Origin of the sequence: Baekduia sp., assembly GCF_035318805.1 — a bacterium.
Classification (GTDB): Bacteria; Actinomycetota; Thermoleophilia; order Solirubrobacterales; family Solirubrobacteraceae; genus Baekduia.
Genome location: NZ_DATHDY010000093.1, coordinates 21,743 through 44,473, shown reverse-complemented (window position 1 = coordinate 44,473; position 22,731 = coordinate 21,743). Strand labels below are relative to the sequence as shown.

At 73.6% G+C, this 22,731-nt stretch carries 24 protein-coding genes and 1 pseudogene; 12 read left to right on the top strand and 13 right to left on the bottom strand.

Features of this window, described 5'->3' with window-relative positions:
* Positions 1-28 precede the first annotated feature (28 nt).
* Entirely contained in the window at positions 29-724 is a 696-nt protein-coding gene (locus tag VK501_RS19490; RefSeq protein WP_324340307.1) for a hypothetical protein, read from the bottom strand.
* On the bottom strand, positions 721-1,329 hold the full coding sequence (locus VK501_RS19485; protein WP_324340305.1) for an RNA polymerase sigma factor: 609 nt from the start codon (positions 1,327-1,329) through the stop codon (positions 721-723). The genes VK501_RS19490 and VK501_RS19485 overlap by 4 nt, the downstream gene beginning before the upstream one ends.
* A gap of 155 nt (positions 1,330-1,484) precedes the next feature.
* On the opposite strand from VK501_RS19485, the gene VK501_RS19480 reads away from it, so the two are divergent.
* Genes VK501_RS19480 through VK501_RS19470 form a run of 3 tightly spaced genes read left to right on the top strand, consistent with a single transcriptional unit; the run spans position 1,485 to position 2,810 of the window.
* A complete protein-coding gene (locus VK501_RS19480; RefSeq protein ID WP_324340303.1) occupies positions 1,485-1,850 on the top strand; it encodes a hypothetical protein in 366 nt (121 codons plus the stop codon).
* A gap of 2 nt (positions 1,851-1,852) precedes the next feature.
* Positions 1,853-2,467: a hypothetical protein gene (locus tag VK501_RS19475; protein ID WP_324340301.1), complete on the top strand. Its 615-nt coding sequence runs from the start codon at positions 1,853-1,855 to the stop codon at positions 2,465-2,467.
* A 28-nt stretch (positions 2,468-2,495) separates the two neighbouring features.
* Positions 2,496-2,810: a winged helix-turn-helix domain-containing protein gene (locus VK501_RS19470; RefSeq protein ID WP_324340299.1), complete on the top strand. Its 315-nt coding sequence runs from the start codon at positions 2,496-2,498 to the stop codon at positions 2,808-2,810.
* On the opposite strand, the gene VK501_RS19465 is transcribed toward VK501_RS19470, so the two are convergent.
* Positions 2,807-3,148 carry a hypothetical protein gene (locus VK501_RS19465; protein ID WP_324340297.1) on the bottom strand — a complete coding sequence of 114 codons (342 nt, stop codon included), beginning with the start codon at positions 3,146-3,148 and terminating at the stop codon, positions 2,807-2,809. The two genes, VK501_RS19470 and VK501_RS19465, sit on opposite strands and share 4 nt — an antisense overlap.
* 285 nt (positions 3,149-3,433) lie before the next feature.
* A complete protein-coding gene (locus tag VK501_RS19460; protein WP_324340295.1) occupies positions 3,434-7,390 on the bottom strand; it encodes a PAS domain-containing protein in 3,957 nt (1,318 codons plus the stop codon).
* A gap of 129 nt (positions 7,391-7,519) precedes the next feature.
* On the opposite strand from VK501_RS19460, the gene VK501_RS19455 reads away from it, so the two are divergent.
* Entirely contained in the window at positions 7,520-8,734 is a 1,215-nt protein-coding gene (locus VK501_RS19455; RefSeq protein ID WP_324340294.1) for an acyl-CoA dehydrogenase family protein, read from the top strand.
* A gap of 124 nt (positions 8,735-8,858) precedes the next feature.
* A complete protein-coding gene (locus tag VK501_RS19450) occupies positions 8,859-9,230 on the top strand; it encodes a hypothetical protein (RefSeq protein WP_324340293.1) in 372 nt (123 codons plus the stop codon).
* 3 nt (positions 9,231-9,233) lie between these two features.
* Here VK501_RS19450 and VK501_RS19445 read toward each other — a convergent pair whose 3' ends face one another.
* A complete protein-coding gene (locus VK501_RS19445; RefSeq protein WP_324340292.1) occupies positions 9,234-10,250 on the bottom strand; it encodes an agmatine deiminase family protein in 1,017 nt (338 codons plus the stop codon).
* A 92-nt stretch (positions 10,251-10,342) separates the two neighbouring features.
* On the opposite strand from VK501_RS19445, the gene VK501_RS19440 reads away from it, so the two are divergent.
* The 6 genes and pseudogenes from VK501_RS19440 to VK501_RS19415 all read left to right on the top strand — a co-directional run bounded on the left by VK501_RS19440 (position 10,343) and on the right by VK501_RS19415 (position 15,163).
* Positions 10,343-11,164 carry a cobalamin B12-binding domain-containing protein gene (locus VK501_RS19440; protein WP_324340291.1) on the top strand — a complete coding sequence of 274 codons (822 nt, stop codon included), beginning with the start codon at positions 10,343-10,345 and terminating at the stop codon, positions 11,162-11,164.
* A gap of 84 nt (positions 11,165-11,248) precedes the next feature.
* Positions 11,249-11,914, top strand: coding sequence for an urease subunit gamma (ureA, locus tag VK501_RS19435; protein ID WP_324340289.1), 666 nt, complete (start codon positions 11,249-11,251; stop codon positions 11,912-11,914).
* Positions 11,907-13,550, top strand: a complete 1,644-nt coding sequence (locus VK501_RS19430) for an urease subunit alpha (protein ID WP_324340287.1) — start codon at positions 11,907-11,909, stop codon at positions 13,548-13,550. Before ureA ends, VK501_RS19430 begins: the two co-directional genes overlap by 8 nt.
* Positions 13,551-14,144, top strand: coding sequence for a peptidoglycan recognition family protein (locus VK501_RS19425; RefSeq protein ID WP_324340285.1), 594 nt, complete (start codon positions 13,551-13,553; stop codon positions 14,142-14,144).
* A gap of 10 nt (positions 14,145-14,154) precedes the next feature.
* A pseudogene (locus tag VK501_RS19420) lies at positions 14,155-14,921 on the top strand (SDR family NAD(P)-dependent oxidoreductase).
* 29 nt (positions 14,922-14,950) lie between these two features.
* Complete coding sequence (locus VK501_RS19415; RefSeq protein ID WP_324340283.1) at positions 14,951-15,163, top strand: dodecin; 213 nt, start codon at positions 14,951-14,953, stop codon at positions 15,161-15,163.
* A gap of 13 nt (positions 15,164-15,176) precedes the next feature.
* Here the strand turns inward: VK501_RS19415 and VK501_RS19410 are convergent, their stop codons facing one another.
* The 4 genes from VK501_RS19410 to VK501_RS19395 form a co-directional block, all read right to left on the bottom strand.
* Entirely contained in the window at positions 15,177-15,653 is a 477-nt protein-coding gene (locus tag VK501_RS19410; protein WP_324340281.1) for a group II truncated hemoglobin, read from the bottom strand.
* Between the two features lie 13 nt (positions 15,654-15,666).
* A complete protein-coding gene (locus tag VK501_RS19405) occupies positions 15,667-16,950 on the bottom strand; it encodes an RNA polymerase sigma factor (protein WP_324340280.1) in 1,284 nt (427 codons plus the stop codon).
* 14 nt (positions 16,951-16,964) lie between these two features.
* The gene (locus tag VK501_RS19400) at positions 16,965-17,381 is read right to left on the bottom strand and encodes a YciI family protein (RefSeq protein ID WP_324340278.1); all 417 of its coding nucleotides are present in this window, start codon (positions 17,379-17,381) and stop codon (positions 16,965-16,967) included.
* A 132-nt stretch (positions 17,382-17,513) separates the two neighbouring features.
* Positions 17,514-18,296, bottom strand: a complete 783-nt coding sequence (locus tag VK501_RS19395) for an Fpg/Nei family DNA glycosylase (RefSeq protein WP_324340276.1) — start codon at positions 18,294-18,296, stop codon at positions 17,514-17,516.
* Positions 18,297-18,330: 34 nt separating this feature from the next.
* On the opposite strand from VK501_RS19395, the gene VK501_RS19390 reads away from it, so the two are divergent.
* A complete protein-coding gene (locus tag VK501_RS19390; RefSeq protein ID WP_324340273.1) occupies positions 18,331-19,125 on the top strand; it encodes a glutathione S-transferase family protein in 795 nt (264 codons plus the stop codon).
* On the opposite strand, the gene VK501_RS19385 is transcribed toward VK501_RS19390, so the two are convergent.
* From VK501_RS19385 to VK501_RS19370, 4 genes are all read right to left on the bottom strand, one after another.
* Complete coding sequence (locus VK501_RS19385) at positions 19,122-19,364, bottom strand: hypothetical protein (RefSeq protein WP_324340272.1); 243 nt, start codon at positions 19,362-19,364, stop codon at positions 19,122-19,124. The two genes, VK501_RS19390 and VK501_RS19385, sit on opposite strands and share 4 nt — an antisense overlap.
* Positions 19,361-20,287, bottom strand: a complete 927-nt coding sequence (locus VK501_RS19380) for a succinate--CoA ligase subunit alpha (protein ID WP_324340270.1) — start codon at positions 20,285-20,287, stop codon at positions 19,361-19,363. Before VK501_RS19380 ends, VK501_RS19385 begins: the two co-directional genes overlap by 4 nt.
* Entirely contained in the window at positions 20,284-21,495 is a 1,212-nt protein-coding gene (locus tag VK501_RS19375; protein WP_324340268.1) for an ATP-grasp domain-containing protein, read from the bottom strand. The genes VK501_RS19380 and VK501_RS19375 overlap by 4 nt, the downstream gene beginning before the upstream one ends.
* Positions 21,496-21,587: 92 nt before the next feature.
* Positions 21,588-22,652 (bottom strand): CoA ester lyase, encoded by a 1,065-nt coding sequence (locus tag VK501_RS19370; RefSeq protein ID WP_324340266.1) that lies wholly within the window; start codon positions 22,650-22,652, stop codon positions 21,588-21,590.
* Between the last annotated feature and the right edge of the window lie 79 nt (positions 22,653-22,731).

Below are 22,731 nucleotides of genomic sequence, written 5' to 3'. Positions count from 1 at the left end.
AGTCTAGGTGGACGCTGACGCGAACGGCTCAGCCGCCGAGCGGCTGCTCGCTGGTGCCCCGCGTGCTGTGGACGACGAGTCGCGCGTGTCGCATGCTGTTGTGGCCCTCCAACACGACGATGAACGTGCCGTCGGCCGCGATGGGGATCGGCCGTCGCACCGCCGGTCGCATCCTGAACGCGAGACTGGACACCGTGCGGTCGGCAACGCCGTAGAGCACGGTGCGTCCGCCGCCCACCAACCCGTACCCGCGAACGGTCGCGAGGACATGGTCGCGAGCCAGGTCGCTGCACATGCCCGGAGCGCTCGACGGCAGCTCGGTGAACCGCGTCCCTTGGAGCAGTCCGATTCGCCCTCCGACAAGCCGGCCGGCCAGAACGCACGTCCTTCCGCCCGTGCTCGAGTAGAGGCGAAGGCCCCATGGAGCGCGTTCCACCGGGTCGGCAGATGTGGCCTGGGCGACTCGACGATCGGCGGGGGAGGGCTTCAACGTGCCGGGAGGGAGTGACTCCGGACCCACGGTGCCGCCGTCGCGCAGCAGGACCTTGGTCCCGGCCGCCGCGGCCGAGACCGCCAGGAGAACGCCGAGCGCCGCCGCGAGCACTCGCCCGAAGGGGAGCGACCGCCTGGGCCGCCACTGTTGCGCGGCGCGCTGCGCACCGAGTCGCCGGAACGATTCTTCGAGGCTCCGTGCCGCGTCGTGCTCGGGTGGGATCTTGCTCATGTCAGCAGTTCCTCGGACGGGGCTTCCCGCGGGTCGTCCAACGACTTGGCCAGCTGCCGCAGCGCTCGGGAGACCCGTGCGCGGATGACCTGCGCGCTGACGCCGCATTCGCGGGCGATGTCGTCGTACTCGCGATGCTCGACGACGCGCAGGCACAGCACGCGCCGCTGGTCCTCGCCGAGCTGCGCGAGGGCCTGCTCCAACTGGGGACGCAGGCGTTGAAGATCGGCGAGATCCTCGATGCGGTCGTACTCGATCGGGCCCAGCGACGGCACCGGCACGCCGAGCCGCTCGAGGCTGCGGCGTTCGACCTGCCCACGCTCCCGCCACCGGTACAGCTGATGGCGCGCGATGGTCCACATCCACGCCAGCCCCTGCTCCTCGGTCTCGCCGCGGAACGCGTCGATCCCCGCGAACAGCTCGGCGAACGTCTCGGCCATGAGGTCGAACGCGGTCTCCGGATCGAGCGTCCGCCGCGCGAAGAACCGCAGGACCTGCTGGTGGTACTCGACGTAGACGTCGGCGAACGTCGCGGGGTCCTCGCGGGCGCGGACGAATCGCGATCTCGATCGTCCTTTCCCGAGCCTCAGGAACCCTCCACGCATTCGGGCGCATCCTCTCACAATGTTGAGGGGCCATGAAACAGTTCAGACCGTCGTGACGAACGTTGCGGAGGCATCGGTCACAAGATCGTGCGTCGCCGCCCTAGTGCTCCGATGTCAACCGACTGGAGGGCCGCGTGACGAAGACAGGAGAGGGTGTGCCTCGGGGCCTGGTGCTCCTGGCGCTGGTGTGTGCGTTCTCGTTCGGAGCGATCGTGCGGGTGGCGCTGGCCGACAACTACCACACGGCCTGCGTCGGCCACGGCTTCGTCTCGGGGGCCAGCCAATCCGACGGCAGCTTCTTCTCGCGGATCGAGCCCGGCTGCGGGTCGACGTACCGAGAGTGCTCCATCTACGTGTACGGCTCCTACGTCGGTTCGCAGTCGGTCGGCGACACCGGGACGAGCTGCAACTCCTGGTCACGCGACTTCGGCAACTTCACCGAATGCGCGTCCAGCGCGCGCGTCTACGACCCCGCCGCCTTCTCGACGCATTACCACAACGCTCCCGGCTGGTGCGGCTGATCATGCGTCGTCGCCTGGGACTCGCCGCCGCCGTCTTGGTCGCCGTCGTCGCCGGCGTGGGCAGCGCGTCGGCGCTCGTCGGCAACACCGGCCGCGAGACGCTCGACGGGCCGCAGGCCGTCCAGCCCGACGGCCAGGGCGCGAGCCTGGCCACGTCCGCCGCCGACCCGGGCGGGCGGCAGCCCTGGGCCGTGCGGGTCTATCGCTCCCAGGCCGGGCTCACCTGCCCCGAAGCCGGCCGCACCCAAGGTGGAGACTTCGGCCGCGTGGACGCCGACGGCCGGTTCCAGCCGCTCGACATCCAGGCCGCGGGCAGCTGCGCCGATCTGTCCGAGGCCCCGCTCTCGCTGGCCGTCAACCACTTCCCGGCGCGCGACCCCGCCGGCAGCGGCCGGGCCGTGATCTTCGGCGTCGTGTCGCCCAGGATCACCGGGCTCACCCTGAGCCTGGCGGGAGGCCGGCGACCGCTGGCCGTCAACCGCGGTGCCTTCCTGGCGGTCACCGACGAGGACCAGCTGCAGGGCGCATCGCTCGACGCGACCTTCGCCGACGGGTCGACCACGAGCTATCCGCTGCGCCCGTCGGCCGCCCCGGCGACGGCGCCCGCCGGCGAATGACCGTCCGCGGGGCCAGCTGAGCGGCCTCGTGGAGCCGCTCTCCGACCTTGCTGGACACCTGCTGGCCGAGCTGGGGCATCCAGTTCGGCTGCCGATCCTGCTCGCGCTCGAGGAGCGGCCGCGCAGCGCGACGGAGCTGGCCCGTGATCTCGACCAACCCTTCGACCGCGTCAACCACGCGCTGCGGGCGCTTGCCGCGGCGGGCGTGGTCGAGCTGATCCGTCACGAGCCGGTCGCGGACCGGACGAACCTGGTGCGGCGCGTGTACGCCTCGCGGTATCGCGGGTGGAACACCCTCGTTGCGGCGTTGGAGGACATCGCGTCCAGCGGCGACGAGACCTAGCGCGACGAGGGTCGCAGCCGCGCCCACACGCCGGCGAGCGTCAGGCCGCGGCCGCGCTCGATCCCGGCCATCATGGTGTCGTAGAGGTCCGGCGCGATCGCCTTCATGCTGGCCAAGGCCATCGCGACCTTGTCGTGGTGGCTGATCGCCACGTCGGAAGGGCCGGCGAACCGCACCTCGGTCTGTGACACGCCGGCCGACGGATCGCCGGTGGTGGCGCAGAGCATGAGGCGCACTTCGCGCGGGGGCCCGGGCTCCGCGTCGAGCACCTCGGCCAGCGCGAGGATCGCGGCGTTGCGGGCCGCCGCGACGGCGTCCGCCAGCAGGTCGTCGGTCACGCGGGGCCGAGCCGAGGCGCAGACCCTCGTGTCGATGGGGAGGCGGGCGGCTGGGCGATGTGGGCGGGCATGGGCTGAGCTCTCTGGTGCGACGCCCCCGTTGGCAGACGGGGCCGTCGCACCTGATACGGGCACCGACGCGATGGAGAAGCGTCGTTGCGCGGCGGGACGCTAACAAGACTCAGCGCTGTGTTCAACCTCGGCGGCGAAATCGCCGTCGGGCGTTGCATCGTTGCTCACTGTCAAGCGAACGCTGGACAGTTGCGCCGGCCCCGGCGCGGCGGGCTAGAACCGGCCGCTCGTGGGGGCGGCCAGCTCGCCCTCGATGGCCGCGAGGCGCTCGGCGAGGCGGACCGCGACGCCGCAGAGGGTGGCGAGCAGCTCGGAGTCGGCGCTCTCACGCTGCTTGCGGACGAGCTCGAGCACGGCGATCACGCGCCCGTCGGGGTGGACGACCGGCACGGTCGCCAGCGTTCCGAGCTCCGCCCACGCGGCCGAGCGCGACCGCGGGCAGGCGAGCATCTCCTCGGTGTCGGCCCAGTGGGCCTCGCCGGAGCCGGCCGCCGCGGGCACGAGTCCGTCCTCGAGGTGGGCCCGCCACGCCATCGTCTCCCAGGCCTCCAGGCCTGACATGTAGGCGCTCCACGTCTCGGCGCAGCCGAACTCGCCCTCGTCGCGTGGCTGCCACAGCGCCCCGCCGGTCCAGCCGGTCGCGGTCGCCAGCGCCTGCAGCGCGGCACCGCCCGCGGCGCGCGGGCTCGACGCCTTGGTCAGCGCGCGGTCGAGGTCGTCCAGCGCGTCGGGCGTGAAGCCCGGCGGCGGGCCCTCCGGCTCCAGCGGCGCGGAGTAGGCGAAGGCCTTGGCCTGCGCGGCGGCGACCTCCAGCGGCGGCAGCGACGGCCGGCCGTTGGCGTAGGGCGAGGTCATCACCGGCGCGATCTGGGCGATCGCCGTCGTCGTCGGCGCGGCGGCGTCGGCCAGGCGGCGCTCGGCCAGCTCGCGGGCCTCGCGCTCGACGGCCACGGCGGCCTGCAGCTCGTCGCGTGCGGCGAGCGCCAGGTCGAGGTCGGCGCGCAGCGTGGTGACCTCGTCCTCGACGAGGGCCGCGGCGCGCACGAGCGCGGCCCGGGCGTCGTCGCGGGCGCTCTCGGCGTCGATCAGCCGGCGCTCGGCGTCGTCGGCGCGCAGGTCGGCGATCTGCGCCCGGCGCTCGGCTTCGGCCACGGCTTCGAGCTCGGCGTCGGTGTGCGCCGCGTCGGCGGCGGCGAGCGCCTCGTCGCGGGCGGCCTCGGCGGTGACCGCGCGAGCCAGCGCCTCGTCGCGCTCCCGCTCGGCGTCGGCGGCGCGCGCGAGCGCCTCGTCGCGCGACGCCTCCGCGGCGGCCAGCGCCTCCGTGGCGTGCGCGGCGACGGCGTGGGCGGCGCCGAGCTCCTCGACGGCGTGGACCCGGGCGGACTCGGCGGCGTGCGCCTGGGCGACGGCGCGGGCGACCTCGGCGTCCGAGCTGCCGAGCGCCTCGACGGCTCGGGCACGCTCGGCGTCGGCCTCCTGTGCGCGGAGGACCGCCGCGTCGGCGCCGGCCATCGCCTCGGCCAGTTGCCCCTCGGCGTTCGCGAGCCGGTCGGCCAGCGCGTCGCGCTCGCCGTGCAGCTCCCACAGCGCGGTCTCGGCCTGCTCGCGTGCGGCGGTCACGGCGGCCAGCGCCTCGGCGTCGCCGTCGGCGGCGGCGACGCGCGCCTCCAGCTGCGCGGCGACGGCCTGCAGCTCGGCGACCTGGACGTCGAGCGCCTCGGCGCGCTGCAGCGCCTCGTCGCGCGCGGCCTCGGCGGCCCGGACCTGGTCGGCGGCGCCCTCGCCGATCCCGGCCACGGCGGACCGCGCCTCGTCGCGCTCGATCTCGGCGGCCCGCAGCGCCTCGATGGCCTGGGTGCGCGTGTGCTCGGCGGCCTCGCGGCGGGCGGAGGCGTCGTCGCGCGCCGCCTCGGCCGCGGCGACTGCGTGCAGCGCGGCGTCGGCGTCGGCCCGAGCGGCATCGGCGCGCGCGAGCGCCTCGTCGCGGGCGGCCTCGGCGGAGCGGACCGCATCGCCGGCCTCGCCGCGATCGGCCTCGGCCGCATGGGCGCGGGCCAGCAGCTCGTCGCGGGCGGCCTCGGCGGCGACCAGGCGCTCGTCGGCGTCGGCGCGTACGGACTCCAGCTCGATGAGCCGGGCCTGCGCCTCATCGGCGACCGTGCGGTGGTGGTCGAGCGCCTCGCGGGTTCGGGCGTGGGCGTCCCGGGTGCGGTCGCGCTCCAGCTCGGCGGTGCGGCGCGCCTCGCGCTCGCGGGCGAGCTCCTGCGTCGCGGCCTCGCCGCCGGCCGCGTGCTCGAGCGCCTCGTGCTCCAGGGCCGCGGCGCGCTCGCGCTCGGCCGCGACGCGGGCGTCGGCCTCGGCGGCCAGCGCGGCGACGCGCTCGTGCTCGGCGGCCAGCCGCGCGTCGGCGGCGGCCAGCGCCTCCTGCGCGCCGGTCAGCTCGCGGCCGAGTGCGTCGGCGCGCTCCCGCGCGTCGGCGACGGCGTTCTCGGCGGCAGCGGACTTCTCGCGCTCGGCCTCCAGCGCGTGGGCGAGCCGCTCGCCGTCGCCGACCGCGCCGCGCGCCTCCTCCAGCTCGCGCAGCAGCGCCTCGGTGCGCTCGTGCGCGCCGTGCAGCGCGCGCTCCAGGTCCTCGCGGCGGGCGTCGGCGGCGGCCGTGGCGGCCTCGGCGCTGCGGGCGGCCTCCTGCGCGGCGGCCAGCTCGCCACCGAGCCACTCGCCGCGGGCGCGCTCCTGCTCGAGCTCGCGCGCCGCCATGTCGTGGCGCTCGCGCAGCCCGTCGAGCTCGCCGACCAGCTCCTCGCGGGAGCCGATCGTCTCGTCCAGCAGGCGCTTGAGGTCGTCGTGGGCGGCGTGCAGCCCGGCCAGCTCGGCGGCGAAGCCCTCCTTCTGAGCCACGGCGTCGCCGTGGGCGGCGCGCAGCGCCTCGAGCTCCTCGGCGGCCTCCGGCCCCGGCAGGGCGGGCTCGGCGCGCTCGGCGGCCGCGGCCACCGCGGCGTCCAGCTCGGCGCGCAGGCGCTCGACCTCCGCCTCGGCCTCCCTGGCGCGCGCCTTCAGCTCCTTGCGGCCGGCGCGTACCTCGGCGAGGTCGGCCTCCAGCTCGTCGCGCCGCGCGGCGACCTCGGCGATCTGCTGCTCGACGCCGTCGCGGCCCTCGCGCAGGGCGACCAGCTCGGCGTCCAGCTCGTCGCGGCGCTGCGCAGCGGAGGCCAGCTCGCCCTGCAGCGCCTCGCAGCGGCCGCCCAGCTCGGCGACCTGGCGCTGGAGGTCGGCGTCGCCGGTTCGCGCAGCCGCCAGCTCGCCGTCGAGCAGCTCGGCGCGCTCGGCGGCCGCGGTCAGCTCCCGCGCCACGTCGTCGTGCCGCGCGGTCGCCTCGGCCAGGCGCGCCTCGGCCTCGGCGGCGCGGTCGCGCGCGGTGGCCAGCTCGTCGTCGAGCGAGGACGTGTGGTCGTGGACGGATTCGAGCTGCGCGGCGAGCTCGTCCACCCGCGCGGCGACGCGGTCGCGCTCGCCGGCCGCCAGGTCGGCCTCGTCGCGCAGGCGCTCCAGCTCGCCGGCCTGGCGCTCGAGCTGCTCCGCCGCGGTCCGCGACTGGATCTCGGCCTCCAGGCGCGCCTCGCGCTCGACGGCCAGCGCCTCGCGGGCGGCGAAGGCCTCGGCATCGGCCACGGCGCGGGCCTCGCGCTCGGCGACGACCTCCTCGGCCGGGGCGCTGATGCCGCTCGTGGCGACCTGGCCGACGGCGGCCTGCAGGCGCTCGCGCTGCTCGCGGCCGACCCGGAGATCGTCGCCCGGCGCCATGACGACGCACACGGCCCACGGCTCGCCCTCGTGGTAGACGGGGAAGCGGCAGGCGCGCATCGTGCGCCGGCCGTCGCGAGCCAGCACGGTCTCCCGCGCGTCGAGGTGGCCGTGCGCGTCGAGGACCAGCGCGTCGAGCTCGGCGACGCGGTGGGCCACGTCGGCGGGCTGCAGCGCGTTGTCGGTCTTGCCGACCAGGCGCGCGCCCTCGAGCCCGACGAGGTCGGCGAACGACGGGTTGACGGCCACGTAGCGACCGCCCGCGTCACGGACGCAGGCGGGGAGCGTGGCGTCCTGCAGGGCATCGGCGAGTGCCCCGAGGCGCTGTGCCGCTCCCGAGTGGGGGTTGGTGCTGAATCCGTCGGTCATCCGTGACTCCCGATCCCCATCGGCCCCGAAAGCCGGTTCATCGCGCTCCACCCCCGCAACCACGGACGAACGTTCGGGCGGCCACCGGTATCCTCTGGGACCCTCTTACCGCGGAAACCTGGAGCGCAGATGGCCGTCGAGACCAGCGTGTACAACGATTCCACCGACGAGCAGAAGGCCATCATCGAGATGGTCCGGCAGTTCGTCGACGAGCAGATCATCCCCAACGCCGAGCACTACGACGGCGCGGACGAATACCCCGCGCCGATCGTCGATCAACTCAAGGAGCTGGGGCTGTTCGGGATCACGATCCCGGAGGAGTACGGCGGCCTGGGCCTCGACCTCACGACCTACGTGATGGTCGTCGAGGAGCTCTCGCGCGGCTGGATCTCGATCAGCGGCGTGATCAACACGCACTTCATCGGGTCCTACCTGCTGCTCAAGTACGGCAGCGACGAGCAGAAGCAGAAGTACCTGCCGCGCATGGCGACCGGTGAGATCCGGGCCGCGTTCTCGCTGTCGGAGCCCGAGCTGGGGTCCGACGTGCAGGCAATCAAGACCAACGCCAAGAAGGTCGCCGACGGCTCCTACGAGATCAACGGCCAGAAGATGTGGGTCACCAACGGGCTCATGTCGTCGCTGGTCTTCCTGCTGGTCAAGACCGATCCCGACGCGCACCCCACCCACAAGGGCTTCACCTGCTTCATCACCGAGAAGGAGGCGGGCGTCAGCGAGAACACGGGCGAGTACGCCGGCCTCACGGTGCCGCCCAAGATCAAGAAGATGGGCTACAAGGGCGTCGAGTCGACCGAGCTGGTCTACGACGGCTACAAGTGCCCGGCGCAGAACATCCTGGGCGGCGAGGACGAGGGCCTCAACGCCGGGTTCGCGCAGATGATGGACGCGCTCGAGGTCGGCCGCGCCAACGTCGCCGCCCGCGGAGTGGGCCTGGGGCAGCGCGCGCTGGAGCTCGCGCTGAAGTACTCCCAGGAGCGCAAGACGTTCGGCAAGCCGATCGCCCAGCACCAGGCGATCCAGTTCAAGCTCGCCGACATGGCCACGCAGCTCGACGCCGCCCGCCTGCTGACGCGCCGCGCGGCGATGATGAAGGACGCCGGACTGCGGTCAGACATGGAGGCCGGCATGGCCAAGCTGTTCGCGTCGGAGGCCGCGCACTTCTGCGCCGAGCAGTGCCTGCGGATCCACGGCGGCTACGGCTACTCCAAGGAGTACGAGATCGAGCGGATCTACCGCGACGCGCCGCTGCTGCTGATCGGCGAGGGCACGTCGGAGATCCAGCGGATGGTCATCGGCAAGAAGCTGCTGCAGCGGCACAAGATCTAGCCGAAGGACTCGCGCAGTGCGCTCGCCTTCGGTCGCGGGTGTTCGCCCGGGGGGCGAAACCCGCAGGCCGGGGTGGGGCGCACCATCGGCGGCCCGCTTGCGCCATGTCGATAACGTGCGCGCCGTGAGCAGCGACGCACCGCAGTTGATCGAGCAGGCCGTCCGCGGGGTCCTCGAGGAGGTTCCGGCGCTCCAGCCGCTGAAGCTCGTCGTCGGGATCGACCTCCATGGGCGCGGCGACATCCAGCAGTACCGGGTGCAGCTGCCGGAGATGAAGATCACCAAGGATCTCGGGACCGACGCCCGGGTGCGCATCGAGATCCGCCGCGACTTCTTCAACCTGATGGTCGAGCACGGGGCGAAGGTCGCCGACTGGGAGCAGGCGTTCCGCGAGGGCCGCGCCAAGGCCACCGGCGTCCAGCAGTACCTGCAGCTGATCGCCCGGGTGGTCGAGAAGCACCAGGAGCGCGCGCGGCTGCGGCGCGCCCACAAGTAGCGCCTACGCGCGCAGCGCGGGCACCTGCTGCGTGATGCAGTGGGGCCCGCCGCCGCCGAAGGCGTGGACCGTGCCCGGCACGCCGACGACCTCCTTGCCCGGGAACGCCGCGGCGATCTGCGCCAGCGCCTCCGCGTCGAGCTCCGGCCGACCCGCGATCGGGACGACCACGAACCGGTCGCCGACGTAGAAGTTCATGTAGGACGCGACGACCGTCTCGCCGGCGACCACGGCGTAGGCCAGGGGGTCGAAGTCGATCACCTCGAGCCCCGCGGCGACCGCGATCTCGCGGTTGGCGGCCATGTTGTCGTGGTTGGGGTTGTCGGGCGCTGCGCGCTGCAGCAGGACGGTCCCGGGTCCCGTGAAGGCGGCGATGAGGTCGACGTGGCCGTCGGTGTCCTTGTCTTCCAGCAGGCCCTGGCCGAGCCACACGACCCGCGTGACGCCGAGGTGGTCCTGCAGGTGCTGCTCGATCTGCTCGCGCCCGAGCTGCGGGTTGCGGTTGGGGTTCAGCAGGCACTGCTCGGTCGTCAGCAGCACGCCCGCGCCGTCGACGGCGATCGAGCCGCCCTCCAGGATCAGCGGCGCCTCGACGACGTCGGCGCCGACGTGCCGCGCGAGCAGGCCGCCGATCGCCTGGTCGGCGGCGTAGCCCTCGAACTTGTCGCCCCAGGCGTTGAAGCCGAAGTGGACGCCGGTGCGCGTGGTCGGCGCGTCGTGGTCGTCGACGACGAAGATGGGGCCGCAGTCGCGCAGCCACGAGTCGTCGATCGGCAGCTCGAGGATCTCGACGGCGGCGCTGCACGCCGCGCGCGCCTCGGCGGCGTCGGCCGGCGTGCCCGCCACCATCGTCACCGGCTCGAACGCAGCCACCGCGTTGGCGACGCCGGCGCTCTCGCCCTTCGCCGCGGCCAGCTGGCCCTCCCAGAGCTCGCGACGGCAGGGCCACGCCATCAGCGTGCGCTCGTGGGGCGCCCATTCGGGCGGCATCGACAGGCCGGCGGCGGCGGGGGTCGTCATCTGCCGCGCAGGATGCCAGCCGGTCGTGCGCCGCGCAGGCGCGGACGGCGACCGGGCGTGCTCCGTCACGGCTCGCGCCGTAGCATCCATCCATGGCGACCAGGGTGCGTGCCGTGCGGTTCCGCTCGAGTCTCCTGGAGGAGATCGAGTGCTTCCTGCACGACAGCGGCCAGGAGCTCTCGGCGTTCGTCAACGACGCCGTGGAACGGCGCCTGCACGGTGAGGGTGGCTCACCGCCGTCGCGTCGCGCGGGTCCGCGCACCGTGCCGGATCTCGCGCAGTGCGCCGAGGAGTACCGTCGCGCGCTGCTGGCCCGCGACGCCCGCCGGGCGCGGTCGGTCGTGGAGCGGGCCGACGATGCAGGCGCGGACGTCATCGACGTCTACCAGCACATCCTGCGGCCGGCCCTCGAGGAGATAGGCGACCTGTGGGCGCTGGACGAGATCAGCGTCGCGCAGGAGCACTTCGCCACCGAGGTCACGACGCAGGTGATGGCGACGCTGGCGGCGGACCGTCGGCGCGCGCCCACAGGGGGCCGGCTGGCGTTCGTCGGCGGCACGCCCGACGAGCTGCACCAGCTCGGCGCGCGGATGGTCGCCGACGTGCTGGAGCGCGAGGGCTGGGAGGTCATCGGGCTCGGCGCCGCGACGCCGGCCCACGCACTGGCCGAGCTCGTGGCCGCCGACTGCCCGGACCTGGTGGCGCTGTCGACCTCGACGGTGGGCCGGCTGCCCGGCGTCGAGGAGACGCTCGGCGAGCTGCGCGCGCAGGACGGCGCGGCCACCATCGCGCTGGGCGGCGCGCTCTACCGCGGGCCGGTCGTCGACCTGGCGCGCGGGTGGGGCGCCGACATCGTCACCTCGGACCTGCGCGAGCTGCTGAGCGAGCTCCGGCAGCGCTTCCCCGTGGCCTGACCCGCCGAGCGGCACCGCAACGGCGCGGGCGGTCGCCGGCCGTGCTCCGGCGCGGCGGCGGCCCGTCCGTCAGGATGCGTGACGATGAGGCTGCTGCCCCAGGAGCAGGACCGCCTGCTGCTCTTCCTCGCCGCCGAGCTGGCGCGCGCCCGCCGCGCCCGCGGGCTGAAGCTCAACCAGGCCGAGGCGACGGCGGTCGTCGCCGACGCCGTGTGCGAGCTGGCGCGCGACGGGCTGCGCTACGCCGAGGTGGTGACGCACGCGCGCGAGGTGCTCGGCGAGGCCGACGTGCTCGAGGGCGTGCGCGCGCTCGTGCCGCGCATCGAGGTCGAGGCGGTGTTCCGCGACGGCCGCCACCTCGTGGTGCTCGACGATCCGCTCGGCCCGGCCACCGCGGCGCCCGACGGCGAGCCCGACGTGGCCTGGCTGGAGGGCCCGGGCGTGGTGCGGGTCGAGGTCGTCAACGAGGGCGCGGTCCCCGTCGGCGTGACCAGCCACCTGCACTTCTTCGAGACCAACCGCGCGCTGCGCTTCGAGCGCGCCGCGGCGTGGGGCCTGCGGCTGGCCGTGCCGGCGCGCACCAAGGTCTTCTTCGCGCCCGGCACGCCGCGCGAGGTGGCGCTGCTCCCGATCGGCGGCGCGCGGGTCGTGCGCGGCCACGGCGAGCTGGTCGACGGGCCGCTCGACGATCCGGGCGCTCGCGAGGCGGCGCTGGCCGCCGCGCGGGAGAAGGGCTACCGCGGTGCCTGACCCCCGCGCGACCACGCCCGTGCGCCTCGGCGACACCTCGCTGGAGGTCCTCGCCGAGCGCGACGACGTCCACGGCCCCGATCAGCTCGTCCCCGGCGTCGGCAACACGATGCGCGACGGGCTCGGCGTGCGCGCCGAGCGCGGCGGGGTGGACGTCGCGATCGTCGGCGGCCTGATCCTCGACCCGATCCTCGGCGTGCGCTACGCGTCCATCGGGGTGCGCGACGGGCGGGTGGTCAGCGTCGGGCGCGCCGGCAACCCGGACACGATGGACGGCATCGACGTGGTGGTCGACGTCAGCACGGCCGTGCTCGACGCCACCGGGATGATCGTCACGCCCGGCGGGATCGACACGCACGTGCACTGGTTGTCGCCGCAGGTCGCCGACGCGCTGCTGGCCGGCGGCGTGACGACGATGGTCAGCCAGGACTATGGCCCGGTCTGGAACCTCGGCACGAACCCCGAGGCCGGGCTGCGAACCGCCTGGGCCGCGCTGGAGGAGGTGCCGCTCAACGCCGCGCTGCTGGTCCGCGGCTCGTCGTCGCGGCCGGGCCCGGTCGAGGACGGCCTGCGGGCCGGCGGCGCCGGGCTGAAGATCCACGAGGACGTCGGCGCCGGGCCGATGCAGATCCGGACGGCGCTCGACGTCTGCGATCGCCACGACGTCCAGCTGGCGATCCACACCGACGGCCTCAACGAGGTGCTCTCGGTCGACGGCACGCTCGAGGCGTTCGCCGGCCGCAGCGTCCACGCGTTCCACATCGAGGGCGCCGGCGGCGGCCACGCGCCTGACCTGCTGCGCCTCGCCGGCCGCGAGCGGATCCTCACCTCGTCGACCGCTCCGACCGTGCCGTTCGGCGTCGACACCGCGGCCGAGCACGCGCCGATGGTCGCCGCGGTCCACGTGCTGGCGCCCGGCGTGGTGCCGGGGGACCGCCAGGCCGCCGAGGCGCGGGTGCGTCCCGCGACGATGGCCGCCGAAGGCGTGCTGCACGACCTCGGGATCGTCCACATGCTGTCCTCCGACAGCCAGGGCATGGGCCGCGCGGGCGAGGTCGTGCGGCGCGCGTTCCAGAACGCCGACGTGATGAAGCGCGCCCGCGGGAGCGCGGGATACGCCGGGCCCGCCGACAACGAGCGCGTGCTGCGCCACCTGGCCAAGGTCACGATCAACCCGGCGATCACCCACGGCCTGTCGCACGACGTCGGAGCGCTGACGCCCGGGCGCGTCGCGGACTGCGTCTTCTGGCTGCCGCACAACTTCGGGGTGCGGCCCGAGCTGGTGGTCAAGATGGGGATGTCGGTCTGGGGCGCCAGCGGCGACCCCGACGCCACCACCATGCTCTGCGAGCCCGTGGTCGTCCGGCGCCAGATCGGCGCCCTCGGCGCGGCGCCGGCGGGGCTCGCACTGGCGTTCGTCGCCGCGGCCGCCGGCGACGCCGACCTGCCGACCACGCGCGTCCGCTCGACCGTGCGCGGCTGCCGCGACGTCGGCGCCGCCGACATGGTGCGCAACGACGTGCGGGCCGAGGTCGACGTGACGCCCGACGGCCGTGAGGTCCGCGTCGACGGCGAGCGCATCGGGATCGACCCCGTCGGCGAGGTCGCGCTGTCGTGGCGCTACCTTCTCGGCTGAGTGCCCGTCGCCGACGCACCGGTCCCGCCGCGCCCCGCCATCGTGCAGGACCCGATCCCGTACCCGTCGTCGCGGGTGGGGGAGATGCGCGCCTACGCCGTGCGGCACTACGGGCTGCACCGGGCGCGGCTGATCGCGCCGAAGGTCATCGTCGAGCACCTGACCGCCAACACGTCGTTCAGCGCCACGTTGAACACGTTCGCGTCCGACGCGCCGGACCCCGAGCTGCACGAGCCGCCCGGAACGTGCGCGCACTTCGTGGTCGACCAGCAGGGCGCGATCCACCAGCTCGTCTCGCTGAAGTGGATGTGCCGCCACACCGTCGGGCTGAACTGGACGGCGATCGGCATCGAGCACGTCGGGACGGCCGAGACGGGCGTCTTCGGCAACGCGCGCATGCTGCGCGCGTCGCTGCGGCTCACGCGCTGGCTGCAGGCCCGGTACGGGATCGCCACCAAGGACGTCATCGGGCACAACGAGTCGCTGTCGAGCCCGTACCACCAGGAGCGCGTCGCGCGTCTGAAGACGCAGACGCACGCCGACTTCCCGCGGCGCTGGATGGTGCGCTACCGCAAGGACCTGATCGCCGGATAGGCTCGCGGGCATGGGCCTGCCCGCACCGTCGCCGACCACCACCGCGCTCGTCACGGGCGCCTCGTCGGGCATCGGCGCCGACCTCGCCCGTGAGCTCGCCGGCCGCGGTCACGGGGTGGTCCTGGTGGCCCGGCGCGCCGACCGCCTCGAGGCGCTCGCGGCGGAGCTGCGCGACGCCTCACCGACCCGGCCGCGCGCGACGCGCTTCCCGGCCGGATCGCCGAGCTCGGCCTCACGGTCGAGATCCTCCTCAACAACGCCGGGTACGGCAGCGGCGGGCAGTTCGTCGACCTCGACCTGGCCGCCGAGCTCGACATGGTGCGGTTGAACTGCGAGGCCGTCGTGGCGCTCAGCGGCGCCTACGCGCCGGCGATGGTCGACCGCGGCCGGGGCGCGATCCTGGTGGTCGCCTCGTCGGCCGCGATGCAGCCGATCCCCGGCCAGGCGACCTACGCGGCGAGCAAGGCCTTCGCCTTGAGCTTCGCCGAGGCGCTGCACGAGGAGCTGGGCCACCGCGGCGTCGCGGTGACCGCGCTCTGCCCGGGTCCGATCGACACCGAGTTCGCGCAGCGCGCGGGCATGGAGGACGCGTTCGCCACCGTGCCGGGCTTCGCGCGCGTCTCGTCGGCGGCGTGCGCCAAGGCGGCCGTCGACGGGCTCGCGCGCAACAAGCGCGTGGTGATCCCGGGCCTGCCGATCCGGGCGGTCGGCGTCGCCGGGCGCCACACGCCGCGCTCGGTGCTCCTGCCGCTGATGCGGCGCTTCTATCCGGTGTAGGCACCCGGCGGTGCGGGCACGACCGCCCCATGAGCGAGACATCGACCTACAAGATCGTCGAGCTGACGGGGACGTCGCCCGATGGCGTCACCGAGGCCATGCAGTCGGGCATCGCCCGTGCGTCGAAGACCCTGCGCAACGTCGATTGGGTCGAGGTCGTCAACGTCCGCGGCCAGGTCGCCGACGGCGTGATCGCGCACTTCCAGGTGACGATGAAGGTCGGGTTCCGGCTGGAGGAGTGAGGCGCGTGGGTCGCTACGGCGTGTAGGGCGGCGCGACGCCCCAGCCCCAGCGCGGGACCGGCGCGTGCGGCGCGGGCGCGGCGCCCGGCTGCGAGTTGCCGACCGCCAGGCGCGTGCCCCACTCGGCATAGCCCATGATCGCCGCCCGGAACTCGGGGTCGTCGGGCAGCCGGGCGGCGTCGGCGGCGCGGCTGAGCAGCGTCACGAACCGCAGCCGCTGCTCGCCGTCGATCGCCAGGTCGCGATGCCGGGCGAGCATGTGCTCGTAGCCGCCCTGCCGCTCGGTGTAGCGCGCGGGCCCGCCCATGACCTCGCACCACCACGTCACGACGTGCTCGCGATGCGCGGCGCTGACCGTCCCGCCGAAGACCGGGGCGAGCAGCTCGTCCTCCTCGACGAGGTCGTAGAAGGCGTTCAGCCACCGCTCGAAGGCCTCGCGGCCTCCGGCCCAGTCGTAGATGGTGGGGATCTCGGCGCCGTCGCTGCTCATCGTGGCGTCGAGGCTAGCGGTCGTCGGGCGCCGTGCCCCACGCGCAGCCCGCCGCGCGCTGGAGCAGCAGCTCCCGCTCGCGCGCGTTGCCGGTGAGCGCCGCCGCACGCCGGAAGTCGTCGGCCGCCTCCTCGAAGCGCCCCAGCTTGGCGAGGATGTCGCCGCGGACGCTGGGCAGCAGGTGGTAGCGGTCCAGCGCTCCGTCGGCCACCAGCGCGTCGACGAGCGACAGGCCGACCGCGGGGCCGAACGCCATGGTCAGCGCCACTGCGCGGTTGAGCTGGACCACCGCCGACGGCGTCACCTGGCCGAGTTGGTGGTAGAGCGCGGCGATCCCGGCCCAGTCGGTCTCCTGCGCCGTCGGCGCGCGGGCGTGGCACGCGGCGATCGCGGCCTGCAGCGCGTACGGGCCCTGGGCGCCGCCGAGCTCCTCGGCGCGCTGCAGGGCCGCGAGGCCGCGCTGGACGAGCAGGCGGTTCCAGCGGGCACGGTCCTGGTGCGCCAGCAGCACGGGCTCGCCCGCCGGCCCCGTCCGGGCGCCGGCGCGCGACGCCTGGATCTCCATGAGCGCGACGAGCCCGTGGACCTCGGGCTCGCGCGGCAGCAGGCCCGCGAGCACGCGGCCGAGGCGCAGCGCGTCCTCGCACAGCGCCGGGCGCATCCAGTCCTCGCCGGCGGTCGCCGAGTAGCCCTCGTTGAACACGAGGTAGACGACCTCCAGCACCGACGCCAGCCGCTCGGCGAGCTCGTCTGCGGCGGGCACCTCGAACGGCACGTGCGCCGCGCCGAGCGTCTTCTTGGCGCGCACGATGCGCTGGGCGACCGTCGCCTCGGGCACGAGGAACGCGCGCGCGATCTCCGGCGTCGTCAGGCCGCCGAGCATCCGCAGCGTCAGCGCGATCCGCGCCTGCGTCGACAGCACCGGATGGCAGCAGGTGAACATGAGGCTGAGGAGGTCGTCGCCGATCTCGTCGTCGAGCGCCGCCTCGACGTCGGCCCCGTCCATCGCCAGCCGGAAGCCCATGTCGCGCACGAGCTGCTCCTGCTTGCCCTCGAGCACCTTGCTGCGCCGCATCACGTCGATGGCGCGGTGCTTGGCGGTGGCCATGAGCCAGGCGCCCGGGTTGTCCGGGACGCCTGACTCGGGCCACTTCTCGAGCGCCGCGACGAGCGCGTCCTGCGCGAGGTCCTCGGCGAACCCGACGTCGCGCACCATCCGCGCCAACCCGGCGATGAGCCGCGGGGACTCGATCCGCCAGACCGCGTCGATCGCGCGCTGCGTCGCGGGGAGGCTCACGCGGGGCGCTCGTCCTACTCGGCGAACGTCTGGCCCGGGGGGACCTCGGAGAGCTCGCCGGCGGCCTGGACCTCGGGGGAGAAGTCCGACATCTCGTAGACGCGGCGCACCTCGACCATGTCGCCCGCGCCGGCGGGGACGCGAGTGGCCCACTCCACGGCCTCCTCCTTGGACTTGGCCTGGATGATCCAGTAGCCGCCGACGAGCTCCTTGGCCTCGGTGAACGGGCCGTCGGTCACGGTCGACGAGCCGCCGCCGGAGAACGTCACGCGCGCGCCCTCGGAGGCGGGGTGCAGCCCGTCCAGCGACAGCAGGACGCCGGCCTTGGTCAGCTCCTCGTTGAACCTGGACATGGCCCCGACGTCCTCGACGCTCGGCTCGGTCTGGCCCTCGTACGACTCGCCGGGGTAGATGAACAGCATGTAACGCATGTGATGGCTCCTGGTGGTTGTGCTCGCCGGTGGACCCGGCCTCTGCTCACACGACGAACGGGGATCGGCGAGATCGACACGCTCGCGAGAACGTTCTTCGGGCAGCCTGACCGACGGTGTCGACGGACGCGCTCAGCGCTGTTCGGCCGAGCACCAGTACGTCGTGCGGCCGCCGACGGTGGCGCGCGCCATGTCCGCGCCGCACCGCGGGCAGACGCCGTCGCGGCGCCGGTGGTCGATGATGTCGCCGGTGTGCACGCCGCCGCGCTCGATCGCCCGGCGCGTCGCCGCGCGGATCTCGCGGCGCAGCCGGTCGAGCTCGCCGTCGTCGAGTCCGCGGGCGGGCCGGCGCGGATCCAGCCGCGCGCGCCACAGCGCCTCGTCGGCCAGGAGGTTGCCGACGCCGGAGATCACGGACTGGTCCATGATGCGCGCCTTGAGCGGGCCGTCGCCACGTCCCACCCGCCGGCGAAACGCCTCGCGGTCCACCAGCGCGGCGTCGGGACCGAGGCGGCTGAGGTCGGGGTCGAGGACCGCGCGGCCGAGGCGGCGCTTGTCGCGCAGCGCCATCCAGCCGCCGTCGGCGAAGTGCAGCGTGAACCGGTCCCACACGGGCAGGTGCTTCCTGCCGCCGTCGGAGACGTAGTCGCCGGCGGCCTGGTCGTCGATCACGATCCGGCCCGCCATGCCGAGGTGCAGGCCGAGCACGGGCCCGTCGTCGGTCGCGGCCCACAGCGCCTTGCCCTGGCGGTGCGCGGAGACGAGGCGGCGGCCGATCAGCGCGTCGGCCAGCTCCCCGGGCGCGTGCGGCCGGCAGACGTAGGTGTCGGAGTCGTCGACGTCGACGATCTCGCGGCCGAGGCCACGCGCCTCGATCAGGGCGCGGGCGCTCTCCGCCTCGGGAAGCTCGGGCATCGGGCCTCAGAGTAGGAGATGATCGGCGGCGACCATGTCTGCCAGAGCGCCGCTGCCGATCCTCGTGACGATCCCGATCAGCCACTACTGCGAGAAGGCGCGCTGGGCGCTTGATCGTGCGGGAGTGGCGTACGAGGAGCGGCGGCACCTGCCCGCGCTCCACCGCGTGGCCGTGCGCCGCGCCGGTGGGAAGCTGACCGCCCCGGTGCTCGTGTGCCCCGAGGGCGTGGTGGTGCGCGAGTCCGCCGACATCGTCGTGTGGGCCGACGCGCGCGCCGCCGCGGGCGCGCGGATGATCCCGGCCGATCCGGAGGTGGCGCGCGAGGCGCGCGCGCTGGCCGACGACTACGACGAGCGCCTGGGCCCGGCCACGCGGCTGTGGGTCTACCACGAGATGTTCGACTACCCGGAGCTGGTCCACGGGAGCATGACCGCGGGCGTGCCGGCGTGGCAGCGGCATGCGTTCCGCGTCGGGAACAAGGCGATCGCGTTCGCGGTCGCCAAGGTCCTGACGGTCAACGACGAGAACGCGGTCGCAGCGCAGCAGACGTTCCGGGCGATCTTCGCCGCCGTCGACCAGCGGCTGGCCGACGGGCGCGAGTACCTGGTGGGCGACGCGTTCTCGATCGCCGACCTCACCTTCGCGGCGCTCGCGGCGCCGCTCATCGCCCCGCCGGAGTACGGCGTGCGCCTGCCGACCGTCGACGAGCTGCCGCCCGGCATGGTCGACGTCGTCCGCGAGCATCGCGAGACGCGCGCGGGGCGGCACGCGCTCGCGATGTTCGCGACGGAGCGGACGCGGCCGGCCGCGCCCGCTCCGGTGGCCTAGGCCAGCGACGCCTCGTTGTCGTACAACTTCAGGATCTTGACCGTGCCGGGCGGCGTCGCGTCGATGCAGAGGCGGCAGAGGACACACTCGTCCACGTTGCCCTCGACGATCTGCACCCGGCCCCCGTCGTCGCCGTAGATGTCGACCGGGCAGACCTCGCGGAGCTTGGCCGCGACGGCGCTGTCGCCGACGACCGCGTCGTCGACCTCGACCCCGATGAACGTGCCGTCGACCCTCATGCGCTGACGCTCCTCTCGGCGAGCTTGGCCTTCATGATCTCCGGGATCTCGGAGATCTCCTCGGCGACCGTGATGCCGGCCTCGGCGAGGCGGGCGATCTTCTCGGTCGCGGTGTCCTCCTTGCCCTCCACGATCGTGCCGGCGTGGCCGAAGCTCATGCCCGGCATCTCGTCCATGAAGCGGCCGGCCATGAACGCCACGATCGGCAGGCGCGAGTCGTTCTCGGTGACCCAGCGCGCCAGCTCGGCCTCCATGCGACCACCGGGCTCCGTGTAGATCACGATGCCCTTGGTCTTCTCGTCGGCCTCGAACAGCGGCATCAGCTCGGCATAGCTCTGGCCGATGATCGCGTCGCCGCCGATCGACACCGCGGTCGAGATGCCCAGGCCGGCGGCGCTGAGCGTCGACGACATCTCGGTCGTCATGCCGCCCGAGCGGGAGATGACGCCGATCGATCCGCGCTTGTAGGACTTCGCGGCGTCCTTGGCCGGGCCGCCGATGCCGCCCATCTTGATGACGTCGGGGACGATGATCCCCAGGCAGTTGGGGCCGATGATGCGTGCGCCGCGGAGCGTGGCGAGCTCGACCATCTGCGCGACGTCGCGCCGCGGGATGCGCTCGGTGACGATCACGATGATCTTGATGCCGTTCTCGATGGCCTCGAACACGGCGTCCTTGGTGAACGCGGGCGGCACGGTGACGACCGAGCCATCGATCGGCCGGCCGTGGTGCTCGACGGCCTGCCGGACGGTGTCGAACACCGGCACGCCGTGGACCTCACGGCCCAGCCGGCCCGGCGTCACGCCGCCGACGATCTTGGCGCCGCTGCCGTAGTCCAGGCACTCGCGCGTGAGGTTGACGGCCTCGCGCCCCGTGATGCCCTGGACGATGAACGTGGTGTCTGCGTCGACGAGGATGCTCATGCCGCCTTCTTGCCGATCTTCTCGACGGCGCGGCGCGCCGCCTCGTGCATGGACACCGAGCGGTCGGCGTACTCGACGCCGTACTTCTCGAGGATCTTGAAGCCTTCTTCCTCCCAGGCGCCCGGGATGCGGAAGATCGCGATCTTCTCGGCCGGGTCCATGCCCAGCTCCAGGCACGCGAGGATCACGCCGCGCGCGACGATGTCCACGCGCGTGTTGCTGACGATGGACATCATCACGGCGATCTTGTCCACGCCCGGCTTGGTCAGCACGAGCTTGGCCAGGCCCTTGGCCTTCGAGACCGACGGGTTGCCGCCGATCTCGCAGTAGTTGGCCGGCTCGCCGCCGTACTTGCGGACCGCGTCGAACAGCGTCAGCGAGCCGCCGCCGGCGCCGATGACCAGGCCGAGGTTGCCGTCGAACTCCGTGACGTTGCCGGCCACGCCGCGGTGGTCCTGGCTGTCGACGGCCTCGCCGGCGAGCTCGAACGCCGTGGGCTCGCGGGCCTCGCGGGTCTCGTCGTCGCCGACGCCGAGGTCTTCGAGCAGCCGCTTGTGCCGGCCGCGGGCCTCGTTCTCCATGTCCATGTGCGCGTCGAGCGCGATGAACGAGCCGTCGGCCATGCGCGCCAGCGGGTTGATCTCGGCCAGCGTCATGTCGTTGTCGACGAAGAGCCTGGCCAGCTTCGTGAGGATCGGCGTGAGCTTGTTCAGCGCCGAGCCGGTCACGCCCGTGGAGGCGATGACCTCCTTGGCCTCGAAGTCGCCGAACGGGAGGATGTTCGAGAAGTGCCGGCGGCCGACCTTCTCGGGCTGCTCCTCGGCGACCTGCTCGATGTCGATGCCGCCGACCGGCGAGAAGATCATCACCGGCTGCTTGCGGGTGCCGTCCCAGACGACGCCGGCGTAGTACTCCTGCTCGAACTCGGCCTTCGGGTCGACGAGCACGCCACGCGGCATGTGCCCGTTGATCTCGAGGGCGAGGATGTCCTTGGCGTGGGCCTCGGCCTCCTCCGGCGTGTCGGCGAACTTGACGCCGCCGGCCTTCATCCGGCCTCCGGAGAGGACCTGGGACTTGATGACGGTGGAGCCACCGATGCGGGCGGCGATCTCCTTCGCCTCCTGCGCGTCGGTGGTGAAGCCGTAGTCGGTGACGGGAATTCCGGCCCGCTTGACGATCTCGCGGGCCTCGTACTCGAAGAATCTCAAGGCGTGACGCCTCCGGTCAGTGGGAGGGTTGCAGCGGCGCCGGAGCCTATACGGCGCGGCGCGCTGCGGGACCCAGGGGTAGGACGGTCCGGCTACGCCGCAGACGGCGCGAAGCCGTAGGCCTCGGCCAGCTCCGGGTCCTTCTGCGCGAGCTGCTCGGCGAGGTCGACCATGACCTTGCACTGCTTCCAGGTCGCGTCGTCCTGCATCTTGCCGTCGATCATGTGGACGCCGCGGCCGTCGGGGATCGCCTCGATGACCTTCTTGGCGAACGCGACCTCCCCGGGGTCCGGCGAGAACACCTTCTTGGCGATGTCGATCTGCACGGGGTGCAGCGACCAGGCGCCGACGCAGCCGAGCAGGAAGGCGGCGCGGAACTGCGCCTCGCAGGCGACGGTGTCCTTGATGTCGCCGAACGGGCCGTAGAACGGCAGCAGGCCGTTCATCGTGCAGGCGTCGACCATGCGGGCGATCGAGTAGTGCCACGGGTCCTGCTGCGCGGTGATGCGCGGGGCGTCCGGGTGGTCGGGGTCCGGATCGCTCATCGAGACGTAGCCGGGGTGGCCGCCGCCGACGCGGGTGGTCTTCATGCGGCGGCTGGCGGCGAGGTCGGCGGGCCCGAAGCTCATGCCCTGCATGCGCGGGCTGGCGGCCGCGATCTCCTCGAGGTGGGCGACGCCCTGGGCGGTCTCCAGCAGCGCGTGGATGAGGATCGGGCGCCGGATGCCGGCGCGCGCCTCGAGCTGGGCCAGGAGGCGGTCGACGTAGTGGATGTCCCAAGGGCCCTCGACCTTGGGGACCATGATCACGTCGAGCTGGTCGCCGATCTCCGTGACGAGCGTCGTGAGGTCGTCGAGGACCCACGGGCTCTCCAGCGAGTTCACCCGCGTCCACAGCTGCGTGTCGCCGAGGTCGACGGTCTTGCCGACCTTGACCAGGCCCTCGCGCGCCGCCTCCTTGCGGTCGACGGGCACGGCGTCCTCGAGGTTGCCGAGGACGATGTCCGCCTTGGCGATCGTGTCGGGCAGCTTGGACACCATCTTCTCGTTCGAGGCGTCGAAGAAGTGGATCATCCGCGACGGCGGGAACGGGATCTCCCGGACGGGCTCCGGGGCGCCGACGGCCAGCGGCTTGAAGAAGTCTCGAGGGCTGCGCATCCCCGGAACGGTATTGGAGACGCGCCCCCGTTGACTCGCGAGTCAACCGAGGGGGCGCCGGGCGCCGGGGAGCAGCGCG

What these genes read in the sequence shown, in the direction of transcription:
- VK501_RS19490 (WP_324340307.1), bottom strand. Translation starts at nt 724, where the DNA reads ATGAGCAAGATCCCACCCGAGCACGACGCGGCACGGAGCCTCGAAGAA.
- VK501_RS19485 (WP_324340305.1), bottom strand. Translation starts at nt 1,329, where the DNA reads ATGCGTGGAGGGTTCCTGAGGCTCGGGAAAGGACGATCGAGATCGCGA.
- VK501_RS19475 (WP_324340301.1), top strand. Translation starts at nt 1,853, where the DNA reads ATGCGTCGTCGCCTGGGACTCGCCGCCGCCGTCTTGGTCGCCGTCGTC.
- VK501_RS19460 (WP_324340295.1), bottom strand. Translation starts at nt 7,390, where the DNA reads ATGACCGACGGATTCAGCACCAACCCCCACTCGGGAGCGGCACAGCGC.
- VK501_RS19455 (WP_324340294.1), top strand. Translation starts at nt 7,520, where the DNA reads ATGGCCGTCGAGACCAGCGTGTACAACGATTCCACCGACGAGCAGAAG.
- VK501_RS19445 (WP_324340292.1), bottom strand. Translation starts at nt 10,250, where the DNA reads ATGACGACCCCCGCCGCCGCCGGCCTGTCGATGCCGCCCGAATGGGCG.
- VK501_RS19440 (WP_324340291.1), top strand. Translation starts at nt 10,343, where the DNA reads ATGGCGACCAGGGTGCGTGCCGTGCGGTTCCGCTCGAGTCTCCTGGAG.
- ureA (WP_324340289.1), top strand. Translation starts at nt 11,249, where the DNA reads ATGAGGCTGCTGCCCCAGGAGCAGGACCGCCTGCTGCTCTTCCTCGCC.
- VK501_RS19415 (WP_324340283.1), top strand. Translation starts at nt 14,951, where the DNA reads ATGAGCGAGACATCGACCTACAAGATCGTCGAGCTGACGGGGACGTCG.
- VK501_RS19410 (WP_324340281.1), bottom strand. Translation starts at nt 15,653, where the DNA reads ATGAGCAGCGACGGCGCCGAGATCCCCACCATCTACGACTGGGCCGGA.
- VK501_RS19400 (WP_324340278.1), bottom strand. Translation starts at nt 17,381, where the DNA reads ATGCGTTACATGCTGTTCATCTACCCCGGCGAGTCGTACGAGGGCCAG.
- VK501_RS19395 (WP_324340276.1), bottom strand. Translation starts at nt 18,296, where the DNA reads ATGCCCGAGCTTCCCGAGGCGGAGAGCGCCCGCGCCCTGATCGAGGCG.
- VK501_RS19390 (WP_324340273.1), top strand. Translation starts at nt 18,331, where the DNA reads ATGTCTGCCAGAGCGCCGCTGCCGATCCTCGTGACGATCCCGATCAGC.
- VK501_RS19385 (WP_324340272.1), bottom strand. Translation starts at nt 19,364, where the DNA reads ATGAGGGTCGACGGCACGTTCATCGGGGTCGAGGTCGACGACGCGGTC.
- VK501_RS19380 (WP_324340270.1), bottom strand. Translation starts at nt 20,287, where the DNA reads ATGAGCATCCTCGTCGACGCAGACACCACGTTCATCGTCCAGGGCATC.
- VK501_RS19370 (WP_324340266.1), bottom strand. Translation starts at nt 22,652, where the DNA reads ATGCGCAGCCCTCGAGACTTCTTCAAGCCGCTGGCCGTCGGCGCCCCG.